Here is a 25,914-nt window from a genome sequence, read left to right as displayed (position 1 = left end):
ACCCACGATTTAATAAATTACCAAATAGTGACTGAAATTATTTATAAAAATGATAGCAATTTTGCTGAATATTTTTGAGGTAAAACAATGAATATAGTTGAAATATTGAAATTGAAAGGAAGACCAAATGCCTATTATCCAAAAATGGCTAAGCCGTTAGGTGGTGTTAATGCAGCTGTTTTATTTTCTCAATTATTTTATTGGCAAGATAAAGCTATATCTGATTTAGGGGTGTATAAAACGCGCGATGAACTAGAGGAAGAAACTGGTTTATCTCACAACGAACAAAGAACTGCTATAAAAAAATTACAAGATAAGGGCGTTTTGATAATTACTGAAAAGCGATTAGAACATAAAACTTTTTACAAAATTGACAATAAAAAGGTCAATGAAGTTTTAGCTAATTTCGCCAAATCTATTAATCATTTACCGCGAAATGAAGAAAGTAATCACCCCGAAGTAGACATCGTAGATTCCGGGGGGACTACAAAGTCGAGTTCGTTATTTCAAGAGATTACAACAAAGACTATTACAGAGAATACTACAAATATTATTGCGGATAAACCTCAACCCCAAAAACAAGAGTTGCCTAATGATTTTAAACCCAACGATCATCATCGAAACATAGCACTAAATGAAAATGTCAATTTGGATACTGAATTTATTAAGTTTAAAGATTATTGCTTGGCTAATGGGAAAAAATATATTGATTGGAACGCTGCATTTAATAATTGGCTACGTAATGCGGGGAACTATAAAAAATCGAATCACTCTCAATCAAGATTTATGACTCTTGCAGAACGTAATCGAGCTGTCTTAGAGAGTATGAGGAGTTGATTATGGCAAAAATCTCAGATGGTTTTTTAGCAATTATTGGTGGACTTCTTGAACTCTACGGACAGCAAGCGAGTACAACTAAAATCAATATTTATTGGTCAACACTTAGTCAATACCCAATTGATTCATTGCGCAGAGCAGCCAATGTATGGGTGCGTAAAAGTGAATTTATGCCGAAGCCTGCTGATTTAATTAATTTAATGGGTGGTCCTAATAACCATTTATCACCCGATGAGGCATGGGCAATAGCAATACTTGCTAGTGATGAAACTAATACTTTGGTTTGGACTAAGGAAATAGCAAAGGCATGGGCACAAGCTGAACTTGTTTATCGTAATGGCGACAAAATTGGAGCAAGAAGAACTTTTATCGAAGCTTATGGACGTTTAGTTAACTCATCAATGATGAATGGCAAAAATGTAGAGGTGTTTGTATCACTTGGTAGCGATAAAACAAAACGTGATGATGCAATTAATCGTGCTGTTTTCATTGGTTTATTAACACCAGAAAAAGCTAATTGCTATTTGCCAAAACCAGAAAACACGATCGCAATGCTTGAGTTTAAAGATGATCAGGTTTCTGCAAAGAGTATGGAGCATATCGCTAACATTAAAGAGATGTTAAAAAAAAACAGAACTTGTATTAAAGCTAATTAGCCTTTGTTAATAGCGACTCTATTAGATGTTCAACAAAATAGTAATAGGTTGTGTATTAGGATTAACAACAAATGTAGCAAAAAATAAATATAAATCTGTAAAGCAAGTCAATAAAAGAAATATTCTGAACAAAGTAAGCAAATCGAAGGGATTAATACTGAAATGAATTACAAAACAACGGCAAAAGTGAACGAAGATTGGCAAAGTAGGGAGAGAGTAATGAGAGAAACTAAAGATATTTTAACTGCCTGGAAAAATACGCGTATATTGAAAAGAATTGGAACTGAATATCCTTCAAAATCGACTGTTTTTTTGGGAGCACCAACAGATGTTGATTATCGCCAATATTTAACAGAAGATGAAGCTGAAATTGTTGATAATGCGGTACTGATTTTAAAAAATGACAATTATTCTCAATGGATTGTATTGACCGCATATTATCTGCGAGGTGTTTCGTGTAACTCGCAGGCAAAAGCAATTGGGAAGCGTCCACACGATATCATTAATTTATTGAATCAAGCCGAGATGTTTATAAGAGGAAATATTTATCAATATTTTAAAAAAGTTGCTTAACCGCTTGACTTTGCGCAAATGCGCATATATAATAAGGTAAAAATGCGGTTTAGAACGCATATAGTTAAACCCAGCTAATTAGTTGGGTTTTTTTATATCTATATTATTCTGTTTTTTCTAGAAAAATAATAATCAACACGCTAGCTACTAGCTTAATTCTTTTTTTTGCCAACCTCATTTGATGAAATACTCAATGTGATTTTATTTCTGTTGTAGCTATTTCAATTTATTTTTGTTTACTATTTTTTTTATATCAATATTTTGACTATTTGCTCATCACTGAATCGATAGCAATGCTAGACTCACCCATAACTCACATTCAGCTAGTATGCTGCCACTCATAATTAATAAGAAGATTTAAATATGCCGATAAAAGACCCTAACAACGTCAATTGGACTGTTGTTGTGTATTTATTTTTTGTTACTTTGCTTGGTTCTCTATCAAGTTATTGCTATCAGTTCCTAAATGGAAATAAATTTAATATTGGGGTGCTGTTTGCGCAAATATTTATATCGATATTTGCTGGAACGCTTGTTGTATTAGCCGCAAGTTATTTTAATTGGGACTTTGAGTTAGCAGGAGGTATAGCTGGCTTAGCTGGATGGTCAGGTGCAGCGTTAATCAAGGCATTAGAAGAACAATTAATAAGAAAAGCCAAAGGAGATGATTAATGAAATTAACTGAACATTTCACGCTAGAAGAATTTACACGCTCATTAACTGCTAGTCGTTTAAAAATTGATAATTCAGTACCCCAAAATTTGATGCCAAATGTGCAGTTAACAGCCATAAAGCTAGAACTTGTTAGAAAAGCATTAGATAAACCCATTATTATCACCTCTGGATATCGCTGTCCTGCATTAAATGCAAGAGTAGGAGGAGTATCAACAAGCGCTCATACTAAGGGTTTAGCAGTTGATTTTCGTTCATCATATGGTACCCCTAAAGAAATATGTCAAAGATTGATTGATGCTGGTGTTCAATTCGACAAACTTATCCAAGAGCATAATCAATGGGTACACATAGGATTTAGTCCTAACAATAACAGGCAAATAGTATTAACAGCCGTTAAGCAAGGTGGTAAAACTATTTATAGGAGCGGTTTACTATGAATAATGAAAAGATATTGAGCATATCATTAATCATTATCACTTTTGCTATTTATTTCTGTTATAACAATTTTGAAGAGAAAAAACGATTAAAAAACGCTAATGCTGAGCTAACTAATCAAATTAACCAGCTAGAGCAAACCATATCTAGAAACAACCAAATCATCGCAGATAACGAATTATCAAAACGTGAACTAGAAAATCAATCACTGAAACGGCAGGAGCAAATTAATGAGCAACTCAAAGATAATGATTGTGCTAAGCAGTTTGTGCCTATGTCTGTTTCTGCAAGCTTGTTCAACCGAGCGAAAGGTATACGTGAATCGACCTATACCAGCCAATCTATTAAGTGACTGTTTACCAAATTTACCACCTAATCCCATGACTTTTGGTGATAGCCTCCGATATAACGAGCATTTATTAAATGTCATTGAGAAGTGTAATGCAGATAAAAGGGCTATTAAACAAGTTACTGATGAATAAATAGCGCTTTACTTGAGTATTACGGCGATAAAATTAAAACTTACTCAGCTAATTTATATAACTATCTTCTATTAGCTCAAAAAAGTAAGTATATACGTGGATCTAACTTCAAAAATGCCCATTGGATCAAACTAACAAATAATTAAAGAAACGATGTGGAGATGTTAGCTGATAAGTTATTGTTGAATTATCGGTGGCTCAAGTTTGTTGTCTCATAAGGCTAAATAGTAATGTGGTAAAGGCTGGTGCGATTTTGCCAATGGTACTTCAAGTGCAAACTTTATGATTGAAGAATTAAATAAACAATCACCATATAGCAAATAAAAGCATTTTAAAAACACCTTAAATTATGTAGGTTAAACAATGAAATTATCTCATGTCGTCCATACATTACGCCATTTTTGCCTAAGTTTTGAAGGGCGAGTTAGTTGGATTGCTAAATTCTCATCTATTAAAGATACGACATTTTCAGAACTACCAGCTGCTTACGTTGTTCCACTAGATGATAAAGCGCAGAACAATAAGTCAAAAACAGATTATTGGCAAAATGTAATAGAGGGTTTTGGAGTTATTGTTGTATTAAAGTTGATAGGAGAGCAAGGGAAACAAGAAGTATATGATCTTGTTGAGAATATCAAAGTTGATCTTTGGCAAGTTTTACTTGGTCTTGAACTAACTCCATCTCATTATCCAATTCAATATGATGGTGGGAAATTACTCGATTTAGATAAAGATAGAATTTGTTATCAATTTAATTTCAGTTCGGTGCGTGAAATTGGATTTGAAGATACTCGGCAATATTTTGATTTAAAAGTTGCTGATAATCCAATCCCCATTCCTGATTGGCAATTTGATCCAAATAATCCCGGTATTACCAAACCTCCATTATATAACCCGTTAAATATCGGCAATTTTGATACCATTTCGGGCACAGCTAATGAACAAGACTCAGGAGTAACAATAAGTTTTTTAAATAACAATATCTATGAGGATAATAATGATAATTAAACCAGTCAATAATAAACAGGTATATGACCCCAATAATGGGGATTATTTACCAGTAGACGGTCGTAATGTTGAGTATAACCAGTACTGGGCTAGACGATTGACAAATAATGATGTTGAAGAAGTTACAAACATCAAAGTGAAACAAGAAAAAAAGGTAGCTAAAAATGACAATTAGTTTTAACAATTTTCCTAGCAATATAAAGGTTCCTTTATTTTATGCGGAAGTAGATTCATCTGCGGCCAATACTATTCAAGATAACGGTGCTTCACTAATTATTGCTTATCCGTTAGCTGATAGTAGCATTGAACGTAATAAGTTAATTATTATGCCATCTGCAGATCAGGCTAAAAAACTTGCAGGGCGAGGCAGTCAATTATCAAGAATGGTAGAATCCTATCGTAATATTGATAATTTTGGCGAGCTTTTTGTTATCGCGGTAGATGAACCTACAGCTGGATCGAATGCGACTGGTACTATTCAAATATCAGGTACTGCAGAAGAAACAGGAACATTAAGTCTCTATATCGGTAATAGTAAAATTCAATCACAAGTAACCGTCTCTGATAGTGCAGAAACCGTAGCAAATGGATTGCATAATGCGATTAATACTCACCTTGATTTACCTGTCACCGCAGTCTTAAATAATAGCACAATTACGCTAACAGCTAAAAATAAAGGGTTGAGTGGCAATGATATTCCTCTATGTTTTAACTATTATGGTACAGTCGGAGGAGAAGATACTCCTTATGGTTTAAATATTGTTATCAATCAAATGAGCGGAGGAACAGGTACCCCTAATTTAACCCCCGTTATTGCAGCTATGGGTGACAAATTACTTGATTTTATAGCATTCCCATTTAATGACCTATCGTCTTTAGCTACATTTAATCATGAGATGGATGACACTACAGGACGTTGGAGCTATGCGCGCCAATTGTATGGACATGCTTATACCGCTAAAAAAGGTAATTTGACAGAATTAGTCGAATTTGGTGATAAATTGAATTATCAACATATTACCGTTGCAGGCTATGAATCAAGGGTTCAAACAGGACTTGATGAATTAATTGCAATGCGCACTGCTCGTAATGCTGTTTTTATTCGTAATGATCCTGCACGTCCAACTCAATCTGGAATGTTAAATGGTGCATTACCAGCTTCTGATAGTAATCAGTTTACACTAACTGAGCAACAATCATTGCTAAGTCACGGTATTGCTACGGCATATGTTTCAAGTGGTAATTTATTAATTCAACGAGATATCACTACATATCAACGTAACAGTTATGGTATTGCTGATAATAGCTATCTCGATAGTGAAACATTGCATACGCTTGCATATGTGTTACGTAAATTACGCAGTGTGATTACATCGAAATATCCACGACATAAACTAGCAAACGATGGTACTCGATTTGGTACTGGGCAGGCAATTATTACACCGGCAGTTGCTAAAGCTGAAATTAACGCAACTTATCGTCAACTAGAATTAATGGGATTAGTTGAAAATTTTGATGTGTTTAAGAAGAACTTAATTGTTGAGCGAAATATCAATGATCCTAACCGATTGGATGTATTATTTCCACCCGATCTCGTTAATCAATTACGTGTTTTTGCTGTGTTAGCACAGTTTAGATTGCAATATCCAGAGGAGAAAAAATAATGACACAACGACGTATTTCAGGAACAACTTACATCAAAGTTGATTCTTTTCAATTGTCATTAACCGGCGGCATAGAAGTCCCAATGAATACTAACGTTAAAGAAAGTATTTTAGGGTTAGATAATAGTGTTCATTATAAAGAAACATTTCGTGCTCCCTACATTAAAGGAACATTTAAAGTGCCAGGTGATTTTCCTATAGACATGTTAGTTTCAAGTGATTCAATGACAGTTACAGCAGAACTAGCCAACGGAAAAGTTTATGTACTGTCAAACGCATGGATTGAAGGTGAAGTAAATCACAACGCAGAAGAAGGTACAGCAGAATTGGAATTTCATGGTCAAGAAGGATTTTATCAATAATGAAAGAAATCAAATTATCACAGCCTATTATGGCTCATGGCAACGAATTACATGTACTTGAACTTAACGAACCAACTGTTAAGGATATTAAAAAATTAGGCTTTCCATTTGATAGTAATATGATTGGGGATCCTAAAAAAATTGCTGAGTATATCGTTACACTAGGTAACGTTACACCCAGCTCCGTCGAACAACTTACACCTTACGATTTTTTAATGATTACCGGTGAAATCATGATGTTCTTAGGCCCAAAGGCGAAGGAAGTGACTACCGTGGAGGGAGAAGTGACACCGGAATAATCACAATCGAATATCTTGTAAACCTTTGTTTTGATATAGCCAAGTACTGGCAATTGTCACCATTTCACATCTTAGAAGAACGTTCACTATCGGAAGTATTTGAATTAGTCGAACAAGCAAACCGCATAGAAAGCAGTAGGAAATCATAATGGCAGACTTTGACTCAAAAAAATTAGTGATAGGTGTTGATAAACTGTCACCAAATTTAAATAAAATGAATAATAAATTCAAAGAATTTCGCGAAAACTTAAGTAAATCAGATTTTGGGAAACTTACTTTAAAGAATGCTGTTACTGATCTTCCTTTTTCTTCGATGTTTGTCAAAGGAATGATGGATGCCATGGCATTTGAAGAAAAAATGGAAAATATTAGAGAAGTTATTAACTTTGATACGCCAGAACAATTTAAAGAAATGGGGCAAGATATTCGCGAAATGTCATTACGTTTACCAATTGCGTCTAAAGATATTGCTTCTATTGTTGCACAGGGAAGTCGTGCAAATATTCTAAGGGATGAATTAATACAGTTTGCTCAAGATGCCATAAAAATGGGGATCGCGTTTGAGACATCTGCTGAGGAAGCTGGTAGTACAATGGCTACATGGCGAACGTCTTTAAAATTGACACAAAAAGAGGTAGTTAGCTTATCAGATAAAATCAATCTATTAAGCAATACACAAAATGTAAACGCAAAAGATATTTCTGAAGTTGTTTCACGAATTGGTACTCTTGCAGCACAATCTGGTGTTGGTGCTGATAAATTAGCGGCATTAAGTTCAACCATTATTGCAACAGGTACAAATACAGAACAGGCAGCAACTGGCCTTAAAAACTTTATGCTGACGTTAACATCAGGTAAGGCAGCTACAGCAGAACAACAAAAAGTATTACAACGATTGGGATTCACATCAACACGAATAGCCAAAGGCATGCAAAAAGATGCCGAAGGAACGATTATGAAGGTGCTTGAATCTTTGGGAAATATGTCAGCAGATAAACGCGCAACAGCGCTAACTATGTTATTCGGTAAGGAAAGTGTTGAATCTATATCTCCATTACTTAGCAATATGGACTTGTTAAAAACTAACTTTAACCGAGTTGGTGATGCAGCACAATATGCTGGTTCGATGCAAAAAAAATATGATTCGAGTTCAAATACAACGGCTAATAAATTACAGCTTTTTAACAATGCGTTAACTAATATTAGTTTATCGATAAATGATGCCTTATTACCTGCATTTACAGAGCTTTTAAATGAATTACAGCCGCTAGTGGTTGAATTTGGTCATTTTATTCAAGAAAATCCTGAACTGGTAAAAATGGTTGCAATGGCAGTTATTGGGTTAATTGGTCTTCGTATTGCATGTGCGGGTGTAAATATTATTGTTGGCGCAGTTTCTAACACGCTTACAATAGCAACTGGTATAACAAAGGGATACATCTGGTTCACAAAGGCATTAGCTATAGCTAAACTGAAATTAAAAAAAGCATTTGATTTTGCAAGAATAGGATTAATAGGATTTAACACTGCTTTGAAAGCTAATCCAATTGGATTTGCTATGAGCGCTATAGCATTAGGAGCTGGTTTAATTATTGAATATTGGGATGAAATAGTTCAATTCTTTAAATGGCTCTGGGGAATTATTGAACCTCACGTTATGCCATTTATTAATAATTTTATTGAAAGATTCAAAGATGGAGCCGCATTGATTGTAAATGGATGGAGAATTGTTAGTCAATTCTTTAGCAATTTATGGTCAACAATTGAACCTTATGTTATGAAGATTATTAATTTCTTTGTTGAAGGTTTAAAAGCTGGGGCTTCTTTCATTGTTAATGCTTGGAGTACTGTCAGTAAGTTCTTTAGTGGGCTATGGGAATTTATCAAACCTTTTGTGATGCCTATTATTGACGCCTTTATAGCGGGATTCAAAGCAGGTGGTGAAATAATTGTAAAGGCATGGGAAGCTGTCAGTAAATTTTTCAGTGGTTTATGGGAAACTATAAAGCCATGTTTGATGCCTATTTTTGATGTATTCATAACCCCATTTGAAGCAGCAGGTGATTTGATTCCTAAAATGTGGGATAGTGTCAAAAACTTCTTCAAAGAGTTATGGAATAACGTTAAGTCTGGCATTGAACCGTTACTGAATGTGTGGAAATTTCTTTTCGGTGATGATAAAAAAAATATAAAGGTTAATATTGATACATCGAGCTTACCTCAAGAAGTAACAAAGCTGATGGATAATTATCCTTATTATCAAACACCTCAAATGCCAATTAATAAATTTTCAAATACAGTTGGTAATGGCGAACTTGTTGTTAAGTTTGAAAATGCACCTGAAGGTACAATAGTAAAAGAAACTAAACAGGCATCAGGTTTTAATATGAAAACAGATGTTGGCTGGAATCCGTATGCGAATTTAGGGAGAGGTTGATGATAAATCTAAGTTGGTTGAATGATTTGCTTCCAGCAAGTTTTCGTGGTGTACGGTTTCAAGTTAGTAGCACATCATCTGAATTTGGACGGCGTAATCAAACCCATGAATATCCATTTAGAGATGTACCGTATACTGAAGATATGGGGCGTTCAGCACGTAAAAATAAAATAGAAGCTTTTTTAATTGGGGATGACTATCAAGAACAAACTGAAAAATTAGTTAATGCCATTGAGCAAGAAGGCTCAGGAATGTTAATTCATCCATTTCTTGGTGAACTTAATGTTAATATAGAAGGGCAAATAACAGTAAATAATTCAGTTGAAAACGGTCGAATGAGTGTAATTTCATTTTCATTTGTCGAAGCTGGTGAGTTAATATTCCCCGATTCTTCAGTAGCTACTGATGATATTGTAGAAGAAAATGCAGATAATGTAGATCAAGCACTATTAGATGCATTTGAAGATTTTGACTTAATCGATGTGCCTGATTTTGTACAGTACAGTATTCTTGATAATACCATGTCAATTTTAAATGACATAGCCGATGCTTTTAATGCAATAACCCCGTATATTAATGATGCAGTTAAAATCCTAAATGGTAATTTATCGCCTATCCTTGGAACGGGGGGACCATCAATCGTTAATTCAATTAAAAAGGTGTGGCATAGTGCGACAAAATTTTCCAATTCTATAAACGGGTTAATAGCAAGAGTAAAGGTGTTTAATGGTATATCATTTATAAAGAGCATTTTCCCTGGGGCAATTTGGTCAACTGATAGCAAATCTACCCAAAAAAGAAAGAAAAATCAAAACTTGATTAATACTGCTATTCGAGTTACCGCACTTACAGAAGTATCACGAATAATTGCATCGTTACCTAAACAAGTTGAAGATAAAAGAAAACAAGCTTTTGCTCCTGTGGCGTTAGAGTCAACAAAAGGTAAAAAAGAGAATTATTTTGATCAAGAACATACGTTACCAACTAGTCATTTAATTACTAATATAACAAGCACACATGTATCAACACCATCAACAGTTGAAAAACATAATACCATTTCATTTGATGATTTGTTGGATATCAAGGAGTCCATCAATAAGTCATTTGATAAAGAATTATCGCGAACGGAGTATGATGGATTATACATTGCGTTAGCAAAATTAAAGGCCGCAGTAAATCAAGATATCAATGCTCGCCTAATCAAAATAGAAAAAACAATTGTCTATATCCCTAATGAGGTGTTGCCTGATTTAGTTTTAGCTCACTATCTCTATAACAATGCTTCACGTTGTGAGGATATCTCGATTCGCAACAGTATTTTTCATCCTGGATTCGTTCCAGTTAAAGAACTAAGAGTACCCAAACCATGAATAACGTTTTATTAAAGGTTAATGGCAAATATTTCGGAGGATGGACTGAAATTAGTATCTCGGCAGGTATTGAACGACTGGCAAGAGATTTTAATGTCACTATTACCCGTCAATGGCCTTCATCAGGAGAAAATTTAGAAACTAAAATAGCTGTTAAAAACGGTGATCTTGTTGAGGTGTTTATTGATGATGATGTTGTTTTAACTGGCTATATTGAATCGTTGCCGATTCGATATGATGCAGGATCGTTATCTATGGGCATCGTTGGTAGGAGTAAAACTGCTGATTGCGTTGATTGTAGTGCAGTACCTAAACAATATAGTAATAGTTCAACATTACAAGTGATACAAGATTTAGTTGAGCCATTCAAACTAAATGTATCTAACCAAAGTACTGATGCAGGTTCTCTAAGCATTCAGGCAGATCAGGGCGATACTGTTTTCGATGTTATTAGCAAAATAATGGGATTGAAACAGATTATCGTATTTGATGATGAACAAGGACAACTAGTTATTGGTGATATTGGTTCAGATGAGGCAAAAACTGCATTAATCCTTGGTGTTAATATTCTCTCAGGAGATGCTGAAAAAAGCATTAAAGATCGCTATTCAGATTATTTTGTTTCTGGACAGAGCATTGGTGATGATAAAAACTTTGGAAAAGCAACGCTTTCTTCAGTCAGCTCTTCATCTAAGGATGAAGAAATTCTTCGCTATCGCCCTCTAATTATTAAACAGTCAGGGGATTCAAATAATGGTACGTGCCAAGAACGCTGTGAAATGGAAAAAACGTTAAGAGCGAGTAAAACCCGAGAAGCGACTTATACCATTCAAGGCTGGCGACAAGGTGATGGGTCATTGTGGAAACCTAATCAAATGGTAGTTGTTGATGATCCTCTATTGGGTTTTGATAGCGAAAAACTGGTTATTGCCGAAGTTAAATATAGTTTAAGTAGCCGTGGAACACTATGTGAATTGAAGGTTGGTCCAGTCGAGGCATATTTACCTGAGAAAAAGATAAAAAATAGTTAAAACAAATGCTTGTGAGGTGTTTTAATGCGAAAAGTTTTAAATAAAATAATGAATTTGGTTTCACGTGGTTATATAACATCTAGTAACAGTGCAAGTAAATGCCAAACATTGCAAATAAAAATGTCTGGTGGTGAGCAGAAAAGCGATATAGAACAAATAGAGTCTTATGGTTTTACTTCAAGGCCATTAGATGGAGCTGAAGCCGTTGCATTTTTTTTAGACGGTGATAAGTCTCATGGTGTAATATTAGTAGCAGGGGATCGTCGTTATCGAATTAAGTCGCTTAAGCAGGGTGAAGTAGCCATTTATACAGATGAAGGTGATTACATTATTTTTAATCGTAATAATGAAATTAATGTAAAAACTAAAAAATTTATTGTGAATGCTGATGATGCAATAGAACTAAATACCAAAAACTTAGTTGTTAAAGCATCATTTGGGACAAATTTTGCTACACCGTTATTAAAATCTACAGGTGAAATTGAAGACCAAACCAGCACTATTTCAGATATTAGAACCATTTATAATGCGCACACTCATAATGAAACAAACTCCATTACGCAGGTTCCTAATCAACGATTAGAGTAATTAACACTTCACTATATAAACCGTCTAATGACGGTTTTTTTATGAGTAAAAAAAATGATATTGACAGTAAATGGCAAAAATACCAATCCAACTGATATTCAAAATAAGCTATATCGTGCGCTAATAATTTCCCTATTCACTTGGCGCAGAAAAAATACCAGTGATGATTCAGATCATCCATATGGCTGGTGGGGTGACTCATATCCTAGTATCGCTAACGACAAAATCGGATCACGCCTTTATTTATTAGCCCGTTCAAAATTAAATAACCAAACAGCTAACTTTGCAAAAATTTATATAAAAGAAGCTGTGCAATGGATGATTGATGATGGGCTGGCATCACGTATCGATGTTTCTGTTAAGCGAATCGATTTAACTGTTTTAGTTGCTACAATTAATATCTTTAAAAAAGATGGAAGTAATGAAGAATATAGGTTTGATAACCTTTGGAGTAAAATCAATGGCTAGTGAATTTTCAAGACCGACTTTACCAGATTTAATCACAACTATTCGCAATGATTTGTATGCACGTTTAGCTGTTGATGATGAATTAATATCGTTACGACGGAATGATCCTGAGGTTTATGGGCGTGTTATCGCTGGGGCGACTCACATATTATTGGGTTATATAGAAAACATGGCCAAAAATATTTTACCGGATCAAGCTGATGAAAATTGGCTAATTCGGCATGGAAATATGAAGCGTTGCTATAGAAAACAACCTACATCTGCGGTTGGCTATATTAGGTTTGATGAAGTATCAGACGGCATTATTATCAGAAAAGATCAAAAGGTTAGACGCCAAGTTGATCAGTGCATGTATACAGTTACACAGACAACAACATCTGCAAATAATATCTTAAGAGTGCCTGTAATTTGTGATGAACTTGGAAAAAAAGGGAACTGTGATGATGGCACAAGCATGTCACTGATTTCACCGGTTACAGAGCTATCATCAACATGTTACGCTGATTCTATTAAAAGCGGTTCAGATGTTGAAGATATAGAAACATTCAGAAAACGAGTTATAGATAGGTGGTATTACACCCCTCAATGTGGAGCAGATCAGGATTATGTACAATGGGCTAAAGAAGTATCAGGAGTTACAAGGGCTTGGTGTTATCGTCATTGGGCCGGCACTGGTAGCGTAGGTTTGATGGTTGCAAATAGCGATCCTGTTAATCCTATTTTAGACAATACCACAATTCAAAATATCAAAAAGCACATTGAACCTCTAGCACCAGTTGCTGGCTCTAGGTTAATCGTTTTTTCACCTCTCCCTAAGCCCATTGATTTTAAAATTATAGTAACCCCAGACAACCCAGAAATTCGTTATCAAATAGAAGCAGAGTTAAAAGAATTTCTTCTACGCGAAGGAAGACCACAATCAACACTATTTAGATCTCGTATAAGTGAAGTAATCAGTGCTTCATTTGGTGAATATTCGCATGAATTAATGTACCCAAATAAAAATATTTTTATAGAAAAAAATGAAGTTGCAGTATTGGGGAATATTGAATGGATATAGAAAAACAATATCAAAGTATGGTTAGTCATTTATTACCATACGGCCCAGCATGGGATAAAGAAGAGCCAATACTTTTATCATTAGCATTAACATTATCAAAAACACATCATCGAGTTGATGACCTAATGCGAGAAATTGATCCGCGAACTACAACAGAACTTATTGACAGATATGAGAAAGTTTGTGGTTTACCTGATAGTTGTTATTCAGAGTTATTTCAAACGTTAACAACTCGTCGAAATCGTTTAGATTCTAAATTAAATCTGACTGGAGCAATCAATAAAGATTTTTATCTAAATATATTAGCTATCAACGGTTATCCAGATGCAACTATCACTAACTATAACAATGATGTTTTTACATGTGAATCATCATGCGAAGATTATTTGTATGATGAAGAATGGCGTTTTTACTGGATTATTAACATTCCCCACAATTATAAAATAACAGAAATGACATGTGAGGATCATTGTGATTCATATTTAAGGGAATGGAGTGACAAACAGATCGAATGCATAATTGACAAATTATGCCCATCACATACCTATGTAATTTTTAAATACGGAGTAATCAATGCATAGAATTGACACACCAACAGCCCAAAAAGATAAATTTGGGCAAGGAAAAAATGGGTTTACTAGGGGAAATCCACAAACTGGTACACCAGCAACACAACTTGATTATTTGTATTGTGATTCGATTCAAGAGGAAATTGCTAATGCCATTGAATCAGCAGGTTTCGTGCTTGATAAAACAAAACATGATCAACTTGCCACAGCTATTAAAGAGTTTGTCAGTAAAGGTAGTGTAAAGCTTAACTCATCAACTAACAGCGAATCAGAAACCGAAGCGGCTACACCTCTGGCTGTTAAAAAAGCTAATGATAATGCGGCGAAGGCAAATACCAATGCTAACAATGCACATTATAGAATCGGCGATATTTCTGATAAATTTGAGTTGTGCTCAAATGAATCCCGGGTACATTCTCACGATAAACGATTTTATTTGTTTGTACGTGATGATGGTGTTGTTGCAATGTATAATAGGGTGAGCAATAAGGCAGCGTGGGGATTTAATTCTGAGGGATCGCTATGTGAGGGTTACGTACCTGCTGAACGAGTAACAAATCTGGATTTGTTCGTTCGAGATAAAATGCTACCGGCAGGAATTCCGCAACCTTGGCCTAGTGATCATATACCAAATGGATGGTTTTTATGTAATGGTGCACAGTTTGATGTTAATCAATTTCCCAAATTGGCTGGTGTTTATCCAAGGGGAACATTACCAGATTTACGAGGTGTATTTATTAGGGGGAAAGATAACGGGCGTGGATTAGATCCAAATCGTAACATACTTAGTTTCCAGAGTGACGCAATTAGAAATATTTGGGGAGATGTAGGTCCTATATCAGAAACATTCGGGCAAAATGGAGGGACAGGTACTGGAGCATTTAGAGCTTATAGTAGACATGCCTCAGGGACACCTACAAAGGTTGATGTAGGGGACGCAGGTGGAATTAATTTTGATGCGTCTCGTGTGGTACCAGTTTCTCACGACAATCATCCGAGTAATGTTGCATTTAATTATATTGTTAGAGCCGAATAACAGGAGAAAATAATGAAATATCAATTACAACCAGAAACAGCTATTTTAAATAATAGTGGAATAACAACACATCCAGGTTGGAGGATGGTTTTTAATGTTAATTCTCAAACGAATGAATATCAAGGATCAACCTATCAATTTTTGCCTGCCGGTGTTGGATTGCCTGCTCAGTCATATTTAGATGCGCCAAAAGAAGTAGACGATGATCATGCTATTGTACGACAAGATGATAAATGGATATACCCAACTGATTATCGTGGTAAAAGAATCTATTCAATAGAAACTGGTGCTGAATCAACAGTAACTTTTATAGGTGATATACCAGACGATTTTACATTGTTAAAACCAAATTCAGATTTTGATTCATGGAATGGTAAAAAGTGGGTGTTAGATAAAGACAAACAACATCAATACGAGATAGCGATTGCTCAATCACAACAATTGCAATTACTAAACGGAGCAAATAGCGCCATAAGTAATTTGCAGGATGCTGTTGATGCTGATATAGCTACAGAACAACAAAGAGAAATGTTAAAAAAATGGAAAAAATATCGTTTTGAATTAAATCAGATAGATGTTAATACCGCACCTGATATCGACTGGCCTGAAAAACCTGAATAACCTGAATAACTAAACACTATCAATCTTCAACTTCACATACTCTACCGCATCTTGATACGATTCAAAAATTCCGACTTTGTTTAATCTATCGTTCTTATAAAAACACCACCAGTCATTGTAAATGTCGAGAGATGGAAAAATCAAATACGAATCATTTTTACAATCGTAAATTGAATCGTTATCAGGGTAGGTTAGTATGTAAATTGTTTTGAGTAGTTTATTGTGATCATGTTATTAATGTTTAGTTAGTTTTATTCATCATAAACCAATATTTTGGGAAGTGTGAATTGAAATGAGAAGTTGGGAAGTGGATCGCAAAAAGTGTTAGAATAATCGAAACATATAAAACTTATCTTTAAATATCATGTTAAGATATCCCTACGGTATTTAAAAGGTACATTATTTTGAATTTTACTGTAAAAAATTTGGCTTTAATACTACAGGTTATTTTGAAATAGTAACTCAACTATATCAATTACAAATCACTGTGAGTGATAATGCCGATGAACTTATTATTCATAATCTTTCCCAATTAGAAACTACCCCATATTTTATCCCAGATTGGGCAAATAACTTCCCCAATAAACCAGTTATGCAATGTTGGGGTGTTAAAATGAAAAAGGATATTCTGATTTAATTTGTCTGGGCTTGATGAATTAATACCCAGTATCGTTTTGTCTTCTTAAGCTTCTGAAATAAAAGTCGGATTAGTCATTTATGGTAAATAACTCGAAAAGGTTAAAAATAGAAAAAACATTAATTAATGGAGTTAATTAAATGATTTATTTAAATGGATTAAGTTTTTTTATATTGTCACTATTTATCTTTTGGTGGGTTTATTTATTAGTTTTCGTAATTGGTCTAATAATTTTATGCTTAGCTAAAACCAAAATTATGCGAAGATTAGGTATTTTGTTGATAATCACACCAATAGGTTGTTATATTTTTGCCTATTTATTATACGTTTTTTTATCATTAATGTGGATTTGACCTATTTTAATTACCTTTTTTCCTAAATAATAAAAAAGCGGAAGTCTATTTCCGCCTTTTTTATTAACAATAAAATATAATTAAAATTCGCTATTTACCTTTTGTATTTCTTTTCTCTTTTTTCGGTTTTTTATTTGATGATAACTGCAAAGCCTGTACACTTTGCACTAAGTCAGCCAATTGCGTAACAATTTGGTTTCCGGTATCACTTTCATCACCACCTAGTGTTTTATTGCGTATAAAATCAGCTTTGATTTGTTGCCAACGTTTAGTTTGTGTATCAGTTAATACGCCACGAATTTCAGCGAGTTTAAGAAGATTTTCTTCTGCACCATTAGTTAATAGTTGAGCTTCACCCAAATAGTGATCGTTGATGATTTGATTAAGTTCATCATCATTCATAACAGAAGAAACCTTCTCAGCAAGTTTATTCATGTTTCGATAACTACCTTGAAGTTTGAAAGGTGGTTCTGTACGGTATTTATCTGATTGAGCAGCACTAACGATGTATTGTTGGTTAACTTTGAATACCACTTCTCTAATTTTCAATAGGTGACTAAGTACTGCAACAATTTCACTAATTTCTGCTTGGCTGTAAGCGTAACTTAATTCATTGCTATTAAGTGGCTTGCCTTGTGCATGGTCAATGAGTTGATAAAGATCATTTAAGTCACGTAACGCAAGTGGTGCTAGAATTGGATTTGAAGTTAAGCAGTTTTCAATATAACTTGAAGCAAAAACTTCATCCATACCACCAAGAACTTCACCTAAATTATAAATATCTGCACGGTTAGCCAACATATCTGGTATTTTGAATACTTCTCCTGATTCAGTATACGGGTTACCTGACATAATAACGCAGAATTTTTTACCTCGGAGATCATAGGTCTTAGTTTTTTCTTTCCAAACACCTTCGATTCGGCGTGAACCATCACAAAGGGAGATGAATTTTTGTAAGAATTCCGGATTGGTGTGCTGTATATCATCAATATAAAGCATGACGTTATTTCCCATTTCAAGCGCTAGATTAAGTTTTACTAGCTCTTGTTTGGCAGTTGCATTCGGTGCTTGATTTGGATCGAAAGATAACACACTATGGCCTAAAGCCGGTCCGTTAATCTTCATAAAGATTAATCCAAGACGATTAGCAACATATTCCATTAATGTCGTTTTACCATAACCCGGTGGAGATATAAGCAGTAATAACCCCATTAAATCGGTACGTCTAGTTTCACCAACCGTTCCCATTTGTTTAGCTAAGTTATCACCAATGATAGGTAAGTAAACTTGATTAATGAGTTTGTTTCGCACAAACGAACTTAATGGTTTAGCCTTAAATTCCTCCAGATGTAGAAGATCACGTTGTTCATCGAGTACTTCCTGACGAAGACTTTGATAATGCTGAAACTCCGGAATAATAATTCTGGACTGTTTACGCATGCGACTAAAGAAATCATCAAGATTAATATTCAACACTCCCTGAATTATACTTGGATGATCGCCAAGTAAATCGTTGACGGAAATATCAAGCTCAAGCTCGCTAATTCCCAGCGTAATGCTACTTTCTTTATCTAAGATACACAATACTAAAGCTTCAGCAATATAGTCTGATAGTTTTTGATATTGGGGTAGGGTACAAAGACCTTTAAACCAACTTTCGATTAGAATCCAGCGATCGGCAAGTCGTTTTTGAAGATTGCTTTGTGATTGGTTAAAATCACCCCACATATGAGATTCCTCGAGGCGGGCTTTTAAACCTTCAAATAGATAGTGGCCATATTTACTTAACGTAAATTCTTGTGGTGTTTCGGCTAATATATAGCTTAAATATTCAGTTGCTTGTTTTACATGATACTGTTCATGTTGAATAGGGTACTTTTCTAAAAATTGGGTTAATTCAAAAGACATCTCTGTTTGAAGATTTCTTATACCTTCATCATGACCAAATAACGCTTGTATATCTTTACAAGTTTTGGCTCGCTCTGGCCATAATTTGGCGATATCACTCTTTTGATTATGATGCCAAAAAAGGATAGCTAAGCTTCGGGCTAAAGGGTTATAGCGTAATAGACCGGCTGCTTCACCTAGCGGGATCAGTTTGGCTAATATTTTTAATGCATCGTGATCGTGAATCCCTTTTTCATAGCCCTCACGATATCGCATTGACGCATAATCTCTTACTGTTTTAGCTAATACCTCAGGTTGGTTTAATTGATTTTTTAAATCGTCATAACTTAAATCATGCTCTTTTTTAAGCGCTGAATTAATTATTGAATATGCTAAATATTCACCACGGTAAACACTAGGCGATTCGGATTCTAATGAAATTGACCAGAAAGGTTTATAACTTTCTAATTTAGGGTGATTAATTCTTTCCTGATAATCAGTACCCGTTAATTGTAAATAAAGGTGATCTTCTTTTGGTACAATGGTTAAATCAAGTTCTTGGGTGTTGACACTAAACTTATGTCTTGGCCCCAGTTTGATTACATTACCGCCAGATTCAAATATTTCTGATTTATCTCGTAAGGCACGTATTGATTGATCTCTGGCACTTTGGAAACGAGATTCAATATCATCTGCTTTGACATTATCAAAAAGTGCTCTTAATTTTTCGACAATTTCACGAATTTTTAAAGCTAAAGCGTCGGCAACAAAAAAAGCATTTAACTCATTTTGATCAGAAAATTTAGCCGTTCTTCTTGGTATACTGTCTAAAATTCGATTGGCAGCCGTAAGTAACGCTTCTGTTCGTCTTGTTCTATCTTCAAGTAGTGATTGTTTGTGAGTTTCAAATGATTCTAATATCTCTTCCCGTTTAGCCAGAATATCATTAAGGAACTCTTCACTTTCACTAAATTGATTCTCAAGCTCTTCAAGTTGAACTAGAAGACGAGATAGCTCATCATCACATTTTTCAGGTGTTGTTGCCATACTCAAGGCATTGGCGATACTTTGGCCAAATAATTTAAATTGAGCACCAAATTGAGCGACCATTTCAACATTAGCTAAATTTTTTCGTTTTTGTTGGATTTTAGCTTTTGTTTGGTTAAGTTTTGCATAGACTTCAGCTATTGATTCTATGATTTTAGTTTGTAATGTGACGTCATCAAATTTTAGGGTTGCTATCAATTGTGAAAGCATATCTAAATCAGTTGACATAGTTTCTGTTATTTCAACAGATTCAAGTAATTTTGCAGCAGTATCTGCTTTGGTAATTTGCTGTTCAATATCGTCAATTTTTATATTGAATGGCTCTAATGCTTTATCACTTCCTAAAAACTCAGCAGTAGCTAATGAAACCTCAGCTTGTCTAGCTTTTAGTTTATTTTCCATTTCATCGATTTGGTCTAAATCAATGTATCGGTAAGTTCTTAATGTGACTAAACTGCCTAGTTGTAATTTTATTGCATTTAATGCATCAACAAATTCTTGTGTTTCTTGCCAGCTATCAGGGTAAAGCTTGGTTAATAAATCTTGTTGATTAGAAATTGCCTCACGCATAGCGCTTTCGGATTGACGTCGAATGCTTTCGACTTTTTCATACTCATCTATAACTAATTCACTCGTTTGTGAAATATTACGAAGAATAGGGGAGAATGATAGGTGTTTCTCGTCATTGAGCCAAAAGTAATTATCAAAGAGCCGTTTTGTATCTTCACTTAGTTTGCTATAGAGTTGTGAAGAGACTGCCTGGTTATCGATTTCGCGCGAGATAAAATACAGATCTGAAATTCCGCGAACAAGTTCAGCATTACCTATTTTTCCGAGGAAGCTATTATTTGTCGGTTGTTGTGCTGCATATTCATCACTATAAAAAGGAGTTTGCCAAATTTGCATTGGATGAACTCTAGTTGGCTCATCACTTTCTCCTTCAAAAACGACCATTCGACCATCTTCAAAAACGGCGTAGCCATGACCTAAAATTGGGTTATCTAGTTTGCGTTCAATCATATTATAATTGAACAGTGCTAGTCGCCCATTGCTTGGGTCATAGAAAATGTATAAAACATCTTCACCATTTGGTGAACGGCGAATTCGTCTGAAACGCATACCTGACATTGATTGGTCAAAAGTTTTATAATCTCCATTTTGTAAGTAGTATCCCCCAGGAAATATAATTCCATGATCTTCTGGAAGTTGAATACATGATTGACCAATAAAATCTATACGATGGACTTGCTGGGTTAGCGAGTTATAAACTAAATAGCGCCAATTGTCTTCGCGGTAAGGGAGAATTTTCAATAGGATTAATGAACCAACTTTTGCATATTCTATTTTAGCATCATTAATTGATTGATTTTTATCAACAACCTCTTCTCGATAAATTCCTAAACCATCATTAGTATTATTTTCACACTTTATTGTTAAGTCACCACCAATGGTTTCAACAAATACTGTATCAAGAACATTGATATGAGGAAATCGTCCGTTAACAATATCTTCACGTGTTGTTTCGATCCATTCAAAATCGTAGGCAGGTGGTAGTGCGATATCTCGCTCACCTCGATTATCTATATACTCGATTGTTTTTTTATCGCTAGATATAGACCATCGAAATACACGAATATCACTAATTCGTTCTCCAATTTGAAAACTAGCAAGAAGTTTTCCATCACGTTCAACAAGCTGAAGTAACTGGGCATTTTTATAATAAGTATAAAGCTCATTAAAGTCTTGTATAAATCGATCTATATTTAAGAATGTATTTGAGAGATCAACCGGATCAGCTTCATAATTGTTATCACGTTCTACTAATTGATAAAGTGAAAATACATCTTCTATCTTGGTTTCTTTTTTTAATCCTAAATAGACGTTATAACCAAACAACAACCAATCACCAAAGCGAACAATATCCCGTGCTACACAGTTATTTTCCGTTCTAATACGAATACGGCTAATGATGGTCATGTCACTTTTACCAAACTCAGATAGCCTTTCCTGATTTAGAGCTTCTGTCTTTTGATTAAGTTCTTGTCCTAAAGAGGTTAAACGTTTACGAAGAATTTCATAAGCTCCGCCTTCCGCGACTGCTTTATCAGTTGATGTTTGTTGCTGATCTTGGGTTTCTGACATGTTTTACTCGTTGAAGATAATACTGAAATACCTAATGTTTTAGGTAGGAAATGAATCCTACCTAAAACTGATTACATTATAGATAAATGGCTATTCTAATAGTAACCTATTCATTTTCATTATTGGATGACAAAAATTGTTTTGCTAACGCTTTTAAATCAGTGTTTTGCAAAGTCTCTTTTATGTTTATGTTTTTGTCTCCCGATAAGCGAGATAGTACTGATTGTAATGCAGATTGTAGTACAGGGCTCTGATTAACAGTTCCTTCTATTGCTTTACCTACACTAATTGCTTTAGAGAAGCTATTAAAGAAGTTATCATTACCGCCTACAATTTCAATATTGGCTTTACTGAATGCTGCAGCAAGCACGTCAGCTTGTTCTCTAGCAATTTCTTTGTTAGCAGCAATAGCAGCCATGGCTTGTTCGAAACCTTTTTCAAGCGCTAAACGGAATTCCTCATGATTTTTCGATTGTTCATTCATCGTACCCATTGCTTGGAACTTATCTACTAAACCATTTGCCTCAGCAGTTAATTTTTCGCGAATTACTAACGCTTCTGCAAGACCTTGTTCTTTTGTTGCTGATGCTTTTGCGAATCCAATACGTTCATCACCACGAGCTTGAGCAGAAAGTTTTTCCTCAAGTACTTTAGCTTCAGTTAAACCTTGTTTTTCTACTGCAATTGCTTTGGCTTCAATAACTTTAGCTTCTGCTAAGCCTTTTTCTTGATTACCTTTCGCTTCAGCTAATAATGTTTCAGCTGTAATATTTGCTTTGACTAAACCTTCTTTTTCTTCTGCTTCTGCTCTTGCTTTACGTACTTTAGCTTCGGCAAGGCCTATTGCCGCTTCTTCGGCTTCTATACCCTGAGCTAATTGTTTTTTAGCTTCAGCTTGTTTAGCTGCAGCTTCTAATTCAGCTTGAGCCATCGTGCTGATTTCAATTGCGCGATGTTTAGATGATTGTTCATCTGCCTCAGCTTGTTTTACTTGTTTAACTAGCTCTTGTTCAGCTCTAGCTTCAGCTTCAATAATTGTTGTTTGTTTTTCACGATCTGCTCTTGAAACTTCACGAACTTCTTTAATGTTTTCCTCTTCAACTGCAACTGTTTTTTCAACTGCTACACGTTCACGAATAACATTAGCAATCTGTTTCTTTTCCTCTTCTACAACTTTGTCTTTCTCTATTCGTTGTAGTTCAACTTCACGTTCACGAGCAACAATTTCAAGTGAACGAGCTCGGATTACACGTTCTTCTTCAATTGCAATAGCTCTTAGGCGGTTATTCTGTGCAACTTCTACTTCACGTAAACGATTCTCTTCTCTTACTTCAATTTCTTGTTGGGTTTGAATTCTAGCTTGTTCAGCTTTCAAACGTTCTTCTTCTTGAACTTTTAATGTTTCAGCGGCTTCTCTAGCTCGAATAGTTTCAATTTCACGTTTTTGTCTAGCTTCAGCGTCAGCTTGTTGACGTTCTAATTCAAGTTTAGCTTCGATAGTTTCAGTATCTTTTTTCTTAAGAGCTAACTCTAGATCGCGTTCTCGCTTATTGGTTTCATCTTTATGTACAGCAGTTATAGCTGTAATTTTATTAATACCTTCAGCATCAAAAATATTATCTGGGTCGAGTGATTTAATTGGAGTTTGTTCTAAATAATCGATAGCAACATCTTCAAGGGCATAACCGTTAAGGTCTTTACCTATTACATCAATGATACGTTCACGGAAATTCATTCGATCTTCAAATAGCTTTGCAAGTTCAAATTGTTTACCTACGGTTTTCAATGCTTCTGAAAATTTAGCACTAAATAATGTGCTTACCGCTTGTTGGTCTGATGCACGATCTACACCGATTGATTTGGCAACTTTAAGAACATCTTCTGTTGTTTCATTAACGCGTAAATAAAAGGCTACGCAGATGTCAGCCCTAAGGTTGTCTTGGCAAATTAAACCATCTTTACCTCTTCGTTCTACGTCAAAAGTGATCAAGGAAATTTTCATGAACTCTTTTTTGTAGATGATTGGATATACCAATGCACCAGTAAAATGAACTTTAGGTTTTGACGTCATGTCATTAACAATAAGCGCCGTACCTTGAGGAACCTTTATGTAAAATGCCTTAAATAATAGGAAGAATCCGACAATTACAAGGAATATACTTCCAACTATTACCAAAAAAAACATTATAGTATCACTGCTTAAAGACATATTTTTCTATTCTCCAAATTAACTTCTATTAGCCATTAAAATCTTTTAGGCTAATTATTTCATAACAATTTGTTGTTTCATCATACTGAAGGATTACGGCTTTATCACCGCGCTTGAATTGATAAGATTCATCACATCTTACCTCTAAAATAAGGCCCGCTCCTCCATCTTCACAGGTAGCTTGTCCTTTTGTTCTGGTTACGGTACTTGAGCGTATTTCGATAACTTGCCCTAATAATGATTTATGATTGTGGTTAATTAACAACTTTCTGAATAAAGGACGAAGCGGTTTAATAAAAAAAGCAGTTAAATAGACTGATAAAATAAATGAGATAATTAAAAGAGCTATCCCTGCTAAATAATAAAGAAATACAAAATTATACAAAGGTAGGATTAATAGACGAAAGGCAAAATAACAAATTGACCATCCAATTAAAGAGATCAATGTGATGATGAGAGTCATTGGTACTTCATTGAAGCCAAATTTCATTAATAAACCACCTAATCCAGTAGATGGAACATCACTATAAACATCATTGACACTGATATCAAAATCTAAACAGTCAACGCTTAATAGTCCTAATGCTGCAACAAACCAATATAAGATACAGATTGTTAACAATGCACTAAAGATAATTACGGGAAAAGAAAAAAATATTCCCCAAAACAGTTCCATTATATTCCCTTCATCTATCCAAACTAGTTTTAACTAATTAATTATTTTATAATTGTTTTTGCTATTCTAACTTAAAAATATCAAAACGCGAAAACTTTAATTCGATTGTTTTTCTTTTAATCTAGCTAAAATTGAAGCTGCATTATTATTGCCAGCTTTAATACCGGCCGCTTCTAATTTACTATCAAGCGAATCAGGATTTTCAGTTGCTGCTAATTCTTTTTTTGCTTCAAAAGTGGCAGCAGCTTTTTCTTGACGTTTTTTGATTCTATCTAATGAATCGAGTGCAGTATGCAATTTAGCTGTTGAACCACCGTAACGCTGTGCTACTGCAGATTGTGCTTTTTGGACACTTTCAGTAGCTTTAACTATATCAACTTGTTGTTTTAAATTACGAATATTGATTTCAGATTGTGAAATAGTTTGTCGTAAATTTTTAACACTTTCAGCAAAATAGTTAGCTTGCTTTTTGTTATTTTCATATTGATTTTCGAGTACCGAAAGTTTTTCCGCTACTTCCAAAGCTAACTTTTCATTGTTATTTTCAAGTGCTTTAATAGCATATGCTTCATATTCAGTAATTTGAGCTTTTGTTGATTCAACTTGTTTCTCTGCTAATTTTTGTTCTGCTAGAATATTAGCTAATGATTCTTTAGCTTGTCTTAATTCTTCATCAGCATCTCTAATTTCTTGGTCTAATATACGTAACGCTTGAGAATCAATTATTGATTCGCCAACTTCATTTATTCCACCACGTAATGCTGTTACTAATTTTTTGAAGATAACCATATT

Annotated in this window: 24 protein-coding genes; 20 read left to right on the top strand and 4 right to left on the bottom strand. The window is 34.6% G+C overall.

The features are described 5' to 3' along the window. Nucleotides 1-87: 87 nt before the first annotated feature. The 20 genes from J3U18_RS07435 (at nucleotide 88) to J3U18_RS07340 (ending at nucleotide 16,171) form a co-directional block, all read left to right on the top strand. Nucleotides 88-837 (top strand): hypothetical protein, encoded by a 750-nt coding sequence (locus J3U18_RS07435; RefSeq protein ID WP_267353437.1) that lies wholly within the window; start codon nucleotides 88-90, stop codon nucleotides 835-837. A 2-nt stretch (nucleotides 838-839) separates the two neighbouring features. Further along, the gene (locus J3U18_RS07430) at nucleotides 840-1,493 is read left to right on the top strand and encodes a hypothetical protein (protein ID WP_267353436.1); all 654 of its coding nucleotides are present in this window, start codon (nucleotides 840-842) and stop codon (nucleotides 1,491-1,493) included. Between the two features lie 162 nt (nucleotides 1,494-1,655). After that, nucleotides 1,656-2,066 carry an antiterminator Q family protein gene (locus J3U18_RS07425; protein ID WP_267331483.1) on the top strand — a complete coding sequence of 137 codons (411 nt, stop codon included), beginning with the start codon at nucleotides 1,656-1,658 and terminating at the stop codon, nucleotides 2,064-2,066. Nucleotides 2,067-2,429: 363 nt separating this feature from the next. Beyond that, nucleotides 2,430-2,738 (top strand): phage holin family protein, encoded by a 309-nt coding sequence (locus J3U18_RS07420; RefSeq protein WP_065563242.1) that lies wholly within the window; start codon nucleotides 2,430-2,432, stop codon nucleotides 2,736-2,738. Beyond that, on the top strand, nucleotides 2,738-3,178 hold the full coding sequence (locus J3U18_RS07415) for a D-Ala-D-Ala carboxypeptidase family metallohydrolase (protein WP_267331484.1): 441 nt from the start codon (nucleotides 2,738-2,740) through the stop codon (nucleotides 3,176-3,178). Before J3U18_RS07420 ends, J3U18_RS07415 begins: the two co-directional genes overlap by 1 nt. After that, nucleotides 3,175-3,528, top strand: a complete 354-nt coding sequence (locus tag J3U18_RS07410) for a hypothetical protein (protein ID WP_267353434.1) — start codon at nucleotides 3,175-3,177, stop codon at nucleotides 3,526-3,528. Before J3U18_RS07415 ends, J3U18_RS07410 begins: the two co-directional genes overlap by 4 nt. A 493-nt stretch (nucleotides 3,529-4,021) precedes the next feature. Then, nucleotides 4,022-4,666: a hypothetical protein gene (locus tag J3U18_RS07405; protein ID WP_267353432.1), complete on the top strand. Its 645-nt coding sequence runs from the start codon at nucleotides 4,022-4,024 to the stop codon at nucleotides 4,664-4,666. Continuing rightward, nucleotides 4,656-4,841 (top strand): DUF2635 domain-containing protein, encoded by a 186-nt coding sequence (locus J3U18_RS07400; RefSeq protein WP_220226173.1) that lies wholly within the window; start codon nucleotides 4,656-4,658, stop codon nucleotides 4,839-4,841. The genes J3U18_RS07405 and J3U18_RS07400 overlap by 11 nt, the downstream gene beginning before the upstream one ends. Then, complete coding sequence (locus J3U18_RS07395; protein ID WP_267353430.1) at nucleotides 4,831-6,330, top strand: phage tail sheath subtilisin-like domain-containing protein; 1,500 nt, start codon at nucleotides 4,831-4,833, stop codon at nucleotides 6,328-6,330. Before J3U18_RS07400 ends, J3U18_RS07395 begins: the two co-directional genes overlap by 11 nt. Continuing rightward, nucleotides 6,330-6,692 (top strand): phage tail tube protein, encoded by a 363-nt coding sequence (locus J3U18_RS07390; protein WP_065563248.1) that lies wholly within the window; start codon nucleotides 6,330-6,332, stop codon nucleotides 6,690-6,692. Before J3U18_RS07395 ends, J3U18_RS07390 begins: the two co-directional genes overlap by 1 nt. Further along, nucleotides 6,692-6,991: a phage tail assembly protein gene (locus J3U18_RS07385; RefSeq protein ID WP_267353428.1), complete on the top strand. Its 300-nt coding sequence runs from the start codon at nucleotides 6,692-6,694 to the stop codon at nucleotides 6,989-6,991. The genes J3U18_RS07390 and J3U18_RS07385 overlap by 1 nt, the downstream gene beginning before the upstream one ends. 148 nt (nucleotides 6,992-7,139) lie before the next feature. Further along, a complete protein-coding gene (locus J3U18_RS07380; RefSeq protein WP_267353426.1) occupies nucleotides 7,140-9,428 on the top strand; it encodes a phage tail tape measure protein in 2,289 nt (762 codons plus the stop codon). Continuing rightward, on the top strand, nucleotides 9,428-10,798 hold the full coding sequence (locus J3U18_RS07375; protein WP_267353424.1) for a DNA circularization protein: 1,371 nt from the start codon (nucleotides 9,428-9,430) through the stop codon (nucleotides 10,796-10,798). Before J3U18_RS07380 ends, J3U18_RS07375 begins: the two co-directional genes overlap by 1 nt. Further along, a complete protein-coding gene (locus J3U18_RS07370) occupies nucleotides 10,795-11,829 on the top strand; it encodes a phage baseplate assembly protein (protein WP_267353422.1) in 1,035 nt (344 codons plus the stop codon). Before J3U18_RS07375 ends, J3U18_RS07370 begins: the two co-directional genes overlap by 4 nt. A 24-nt stretch (nucleotides 11,830-11,853) precedes the next feature. Further along, nucleotides 11,854-12,417 carry a phage baseplate assembly protein V gene (locus tag J3U18_RS07365; RefSeq protein ID WP_267353420.1) on the top strand — a complete coding sequence of 188 codons (564 nt, stop codon included), beginning with the start codon at nucleotides 11,854-11,856 and terminating at the stop codon, nucleotides 12,415-12,417. 54 nt (nucleotides 12,418-12,471) lie between these two features. After that, the gene (locus J3U18_RS07360; RefSeq protein WP_267353419.1) at nucleotides 12,472-12,885 is read left to right on the top strand and encodes a phage GP46 family protein; all 414 of its coding nucleotides are present in this window, start codon (nucleotides 12,472-12,474) and stop codon (nucleotides 12,883-12,885) included. Next, on the top strand, nucleotides 12,878-13,945 hold the full coding sequence (locus tag J3U18_RS07355; protein WP_267353418.1) for a baseplate J/gp47 family protein: 1,068 nt from the start codon (nucleotides 12,878-12,880) through the stop codon (nucleotides 13,943-13,945). The genes J3U18_RS07360 and J3U18_RS07355 overlap by 8 nt, the downstream gene beginning before the upstream one ends. Then, nucleotides 13,936-14,526: a YmfQ family protein gene (locus J3U18_RS07350; RefSeq protein WP_267353417.1), complete on the top strand. Its 591-nt coding sequence runs from the start codon at nucleotides 13,936-13,938 to the stop codon at nucleotides 14,524-14,526. Before J3U18_RS07355 ends, J3U18_RS07350 begins: the two co-directional genes overlap by 10 nt. Continuing rightward, a complete protein-coding gene (locus tag J3U18_RS07345; protein WP_267353416.1) occupies nucleotides 14,519-15,550 on the top strand; it encodes a phage tail protein in 1,032 nt (343 codons plus the stop codon). The genes J3U18_RS07350 and J3U18_RS07345 overlap by 8 nt, the downstream gene beginning before the upstream one ends. A 12-nt stretch (nucleotides 15,551-15,562) precedes the next feature. After that, entirely contained in the window at nucleotides 15,563-16,171 is a 609-nt protein-coding gene (locus J3U18_RS07340; protein ID WP_267353414.1) for a tail fiber assembly protein, read from the top strand. 1,080 nt (nucleotides 16,172-17,251) lie between these two features. Here the strand turns inward: J3U18_RS07340 and J3U18_RS07335 are convergent. From J3U18_RS07335 to J3U18_RS07320, 4 genes are all read right to left on the bottom strand, one after another. Further along, nucleotides 17,252-22,237: a DNA repair ATPase gene (locus J3U18_RS07335; protein WP_267353412.1), complete on the bottom strand. Its 4,986-nt coding sequence runs from the start codon at nucleotides 22,235-22,237 to the stop codon at nucleotides 17,252-17,254. Nucleotides 22,238-22,343: 106 nt separating this feature from the next. Continuing rightward, nucleotides 22,344-24,422, bottom strand: a complete 2,079-nt coding sequence (locus J3U18_RS07330) for a hypothetical protein (protein ID WP_218058451.1) — start codon at nucleotides 24,420-24,422, stop codon at nucleotides 22,344-22,346. Nucleotides 24,423-24,474: 52 nt separating this feature from the next. After that, nucleotides 24,475-25,122, bottom strand: a complete 648-nt coding sequence (locus J3U18_RS07325; protein ID WP_267353410.1) for a hypothetical protein — start codon at nucleotides 25,120-25,122, stop codon at nucleotides 24,475-24,477. Between the two features lie 96 nt (nucleotides 25,123-25,218). Beyond that, complete coding sequence (locus J3U18_RS07320) at nucleotides 25,219-25,911, bottom strand: PspA/IM30 family protein (RefSeq protein ID WP_267338536.1); 693 nt, start codon at nucleotides 25,909-25,911, stop codon at nucleotides 25,219-25,221. Nucleotides 25,912-25,914 lie beyond the last annotated feature (3 nt).

The sequence above is a fragment of the Gilliamella sp. B3482 genome (assembly GCF_026536805.1).
GTDB lineage: Bacteria > Pseudomonadota > Gammaproteobacteria > Enterobacterales > Orbaceae > Gilliamella > Gilliamella apicola_E.
This window is presented reverse-complemented; position numbering and strand designations above follow the sequence as displayed.

Bases quoted from the DNA above. Each gene is read 5' to 3' on its own strand.
- J3U18_RS07335 (WP_267353412.1), bottom strand. From the start codon at position 22,237: ATGTCAGAAACCCAAGATCAGCAACAAACATCAACTGATAAAGCAGTC.
- J3U18_RS07340 (WP_267353414.1), top strand. From the start codon at position 15,563: ATGAAATATCAATTACAACCAGAAACAGCTATTTTAAATAATAGTGGA.
- J3U18_RS07345 (WP_267353416.1), top strand. From the start codon at position 14,519: ATGCATAGAATTGACACACCAACAGCCCAAAAAGATAAATTTGGGCAA.
- J3U18_RS07425 (WP_267331483.1), top strand. From the start codon at position 1,656: ATGAATTACAAAACAACGGCAAAAGTGAACGAAGATTGGCAAAGTAGG.
- J3U18_RS07420 (WP_065563242.1), top strand. From the start codon at position 2,430: ATGCCGATAAAAGACCCTAACAACGTCAATTGGACTGTTGTTGTGTAT.
- J3U18_RS07330 (WP_218058451.1), bottom strand. From the start codon at position 24,422: ATGTTTTTTTTGGTAATAGTTGGAAGTATATTCCTTGTAATTGTCGGA.
- J3U18_RS07405 (WP_267353432.1), top strand. From the start codon at position 4,022: ATGAAATTATCTCATGTCGTCCATACATTACGCCATTTTTGCCTAAGT.
- J3U18_RS07325 (WP_267353410.1), bottom strand. From the start codon at position 25,122: ATGGAACTGTTTTGGGGAATATTTTTTTCTTTTCCCGTAATTATCTTT.
- J3U18_RS07390 (WP_065563248.1), top strand. From the start codon at position 6,330: ATGACACAACGACGTATTTCAGGAACAACTTACATCAAAGTTGATTCT.
- J3U18_RS07395 (WP_267353430.1), top strand. From the start codon at position 4,831: ATGACAATTAGTTTTAACAATTTTCCTAGCAATATAAAGGTTCCTTTA.
- J3U18_RS07320 (WP_267338536.1), bottom strand. From the start codon at position 25,911: ATGGTTATCTTCAAAAAATTAGTAACAGCATTACGTGGTGGAATAAAT.
- J3U18_RS07365 (WP_267353420.1), top strand. From the start codon at position 11,854: ATGCGAAAAGTTTTAAATAAAATAATGAATTTGGTTTCACGTGGTTAT.
- J3U18_RS07410 (WP_267353434.1), top strand. From the start codon at position 3,175: ATGAATAATGAAAAGATATTGAGCATATCATTAATCATTATCACTTTT.
- J3U18_RS07360 (WP_267353419.1), top strand. From the start codon at position 12,472: ATGATATTGACAGTAAATGGCAAAAATACCAATCCAACTGATATTCAA.
- J3U18_RS07355 (WP_267353418.1), top strand. From the start codon at position 12,878: ATGGCTAGTGAATTTTCAAGACCGACTTTACCAGATTTAATCACAACT.
- J3U18_RS07350 (WP_267353417.1), top strand. From the start codon at position 13,936: ATGGATATAGAAAAACAATATCAAAGTATGGTTAGTCATTTATTACCA.
- J3U18_RS07415 (WP_267331484.1), top strand. From the start codon at position 2,738: ATGAAATTAACTGAACATTTCACGCTAGAAGAATTTACACGCTCATTA.
- J3U18_RS07370 (WP_267353422.1), top strand. From the start codon at position 10,795: ATGAATAACGTTTTATTAAAGGTTAATGGCAAATATTTCGGAGGATGG.
- J3U18_RS07435 (WP_267353437.1), top strand. From the start codon at position 88: ATGAATATAGTTGAAATATTGAAATTGAAAGGAAGACCAAATGCCTAT.
- J3U18_RS07380 (WP_267353426.1), top strand. From the start codon at position 7,140: ATGGCAGACTTTGACTCAAAAAAATTAGTGATAGGTGTTGATAAACTG.
- J3U18_RS07385 (WP_267353428.1), top strand. From the start codon at position 6,692: ATGAAAGAAATCAAATTATCACAGCCTATTATGGCTCATGGCAACGAA.
- J3U18_RS07400 (WP_220226173.1), top strand. From the start codon at position 4,656: ATGATAATTAAACCAGTCAATAATAAACAGGTATATGACCCCAATAAT.
- J3U18_RS07375 (WP_267353424.1), top strand. From the start codon at position 9,428: ATGATAAATCTAAGTTGGTTGAATGATTTGCTTCCAGCAAGTTTTCGT.
- J3U18_RS07430 (WP_267353436.1), top strand. From the start codon at position 840: ATGGCAAAAATCTCAGATGGTTTTTTAGCAATTATTGGTGGACTTCTT.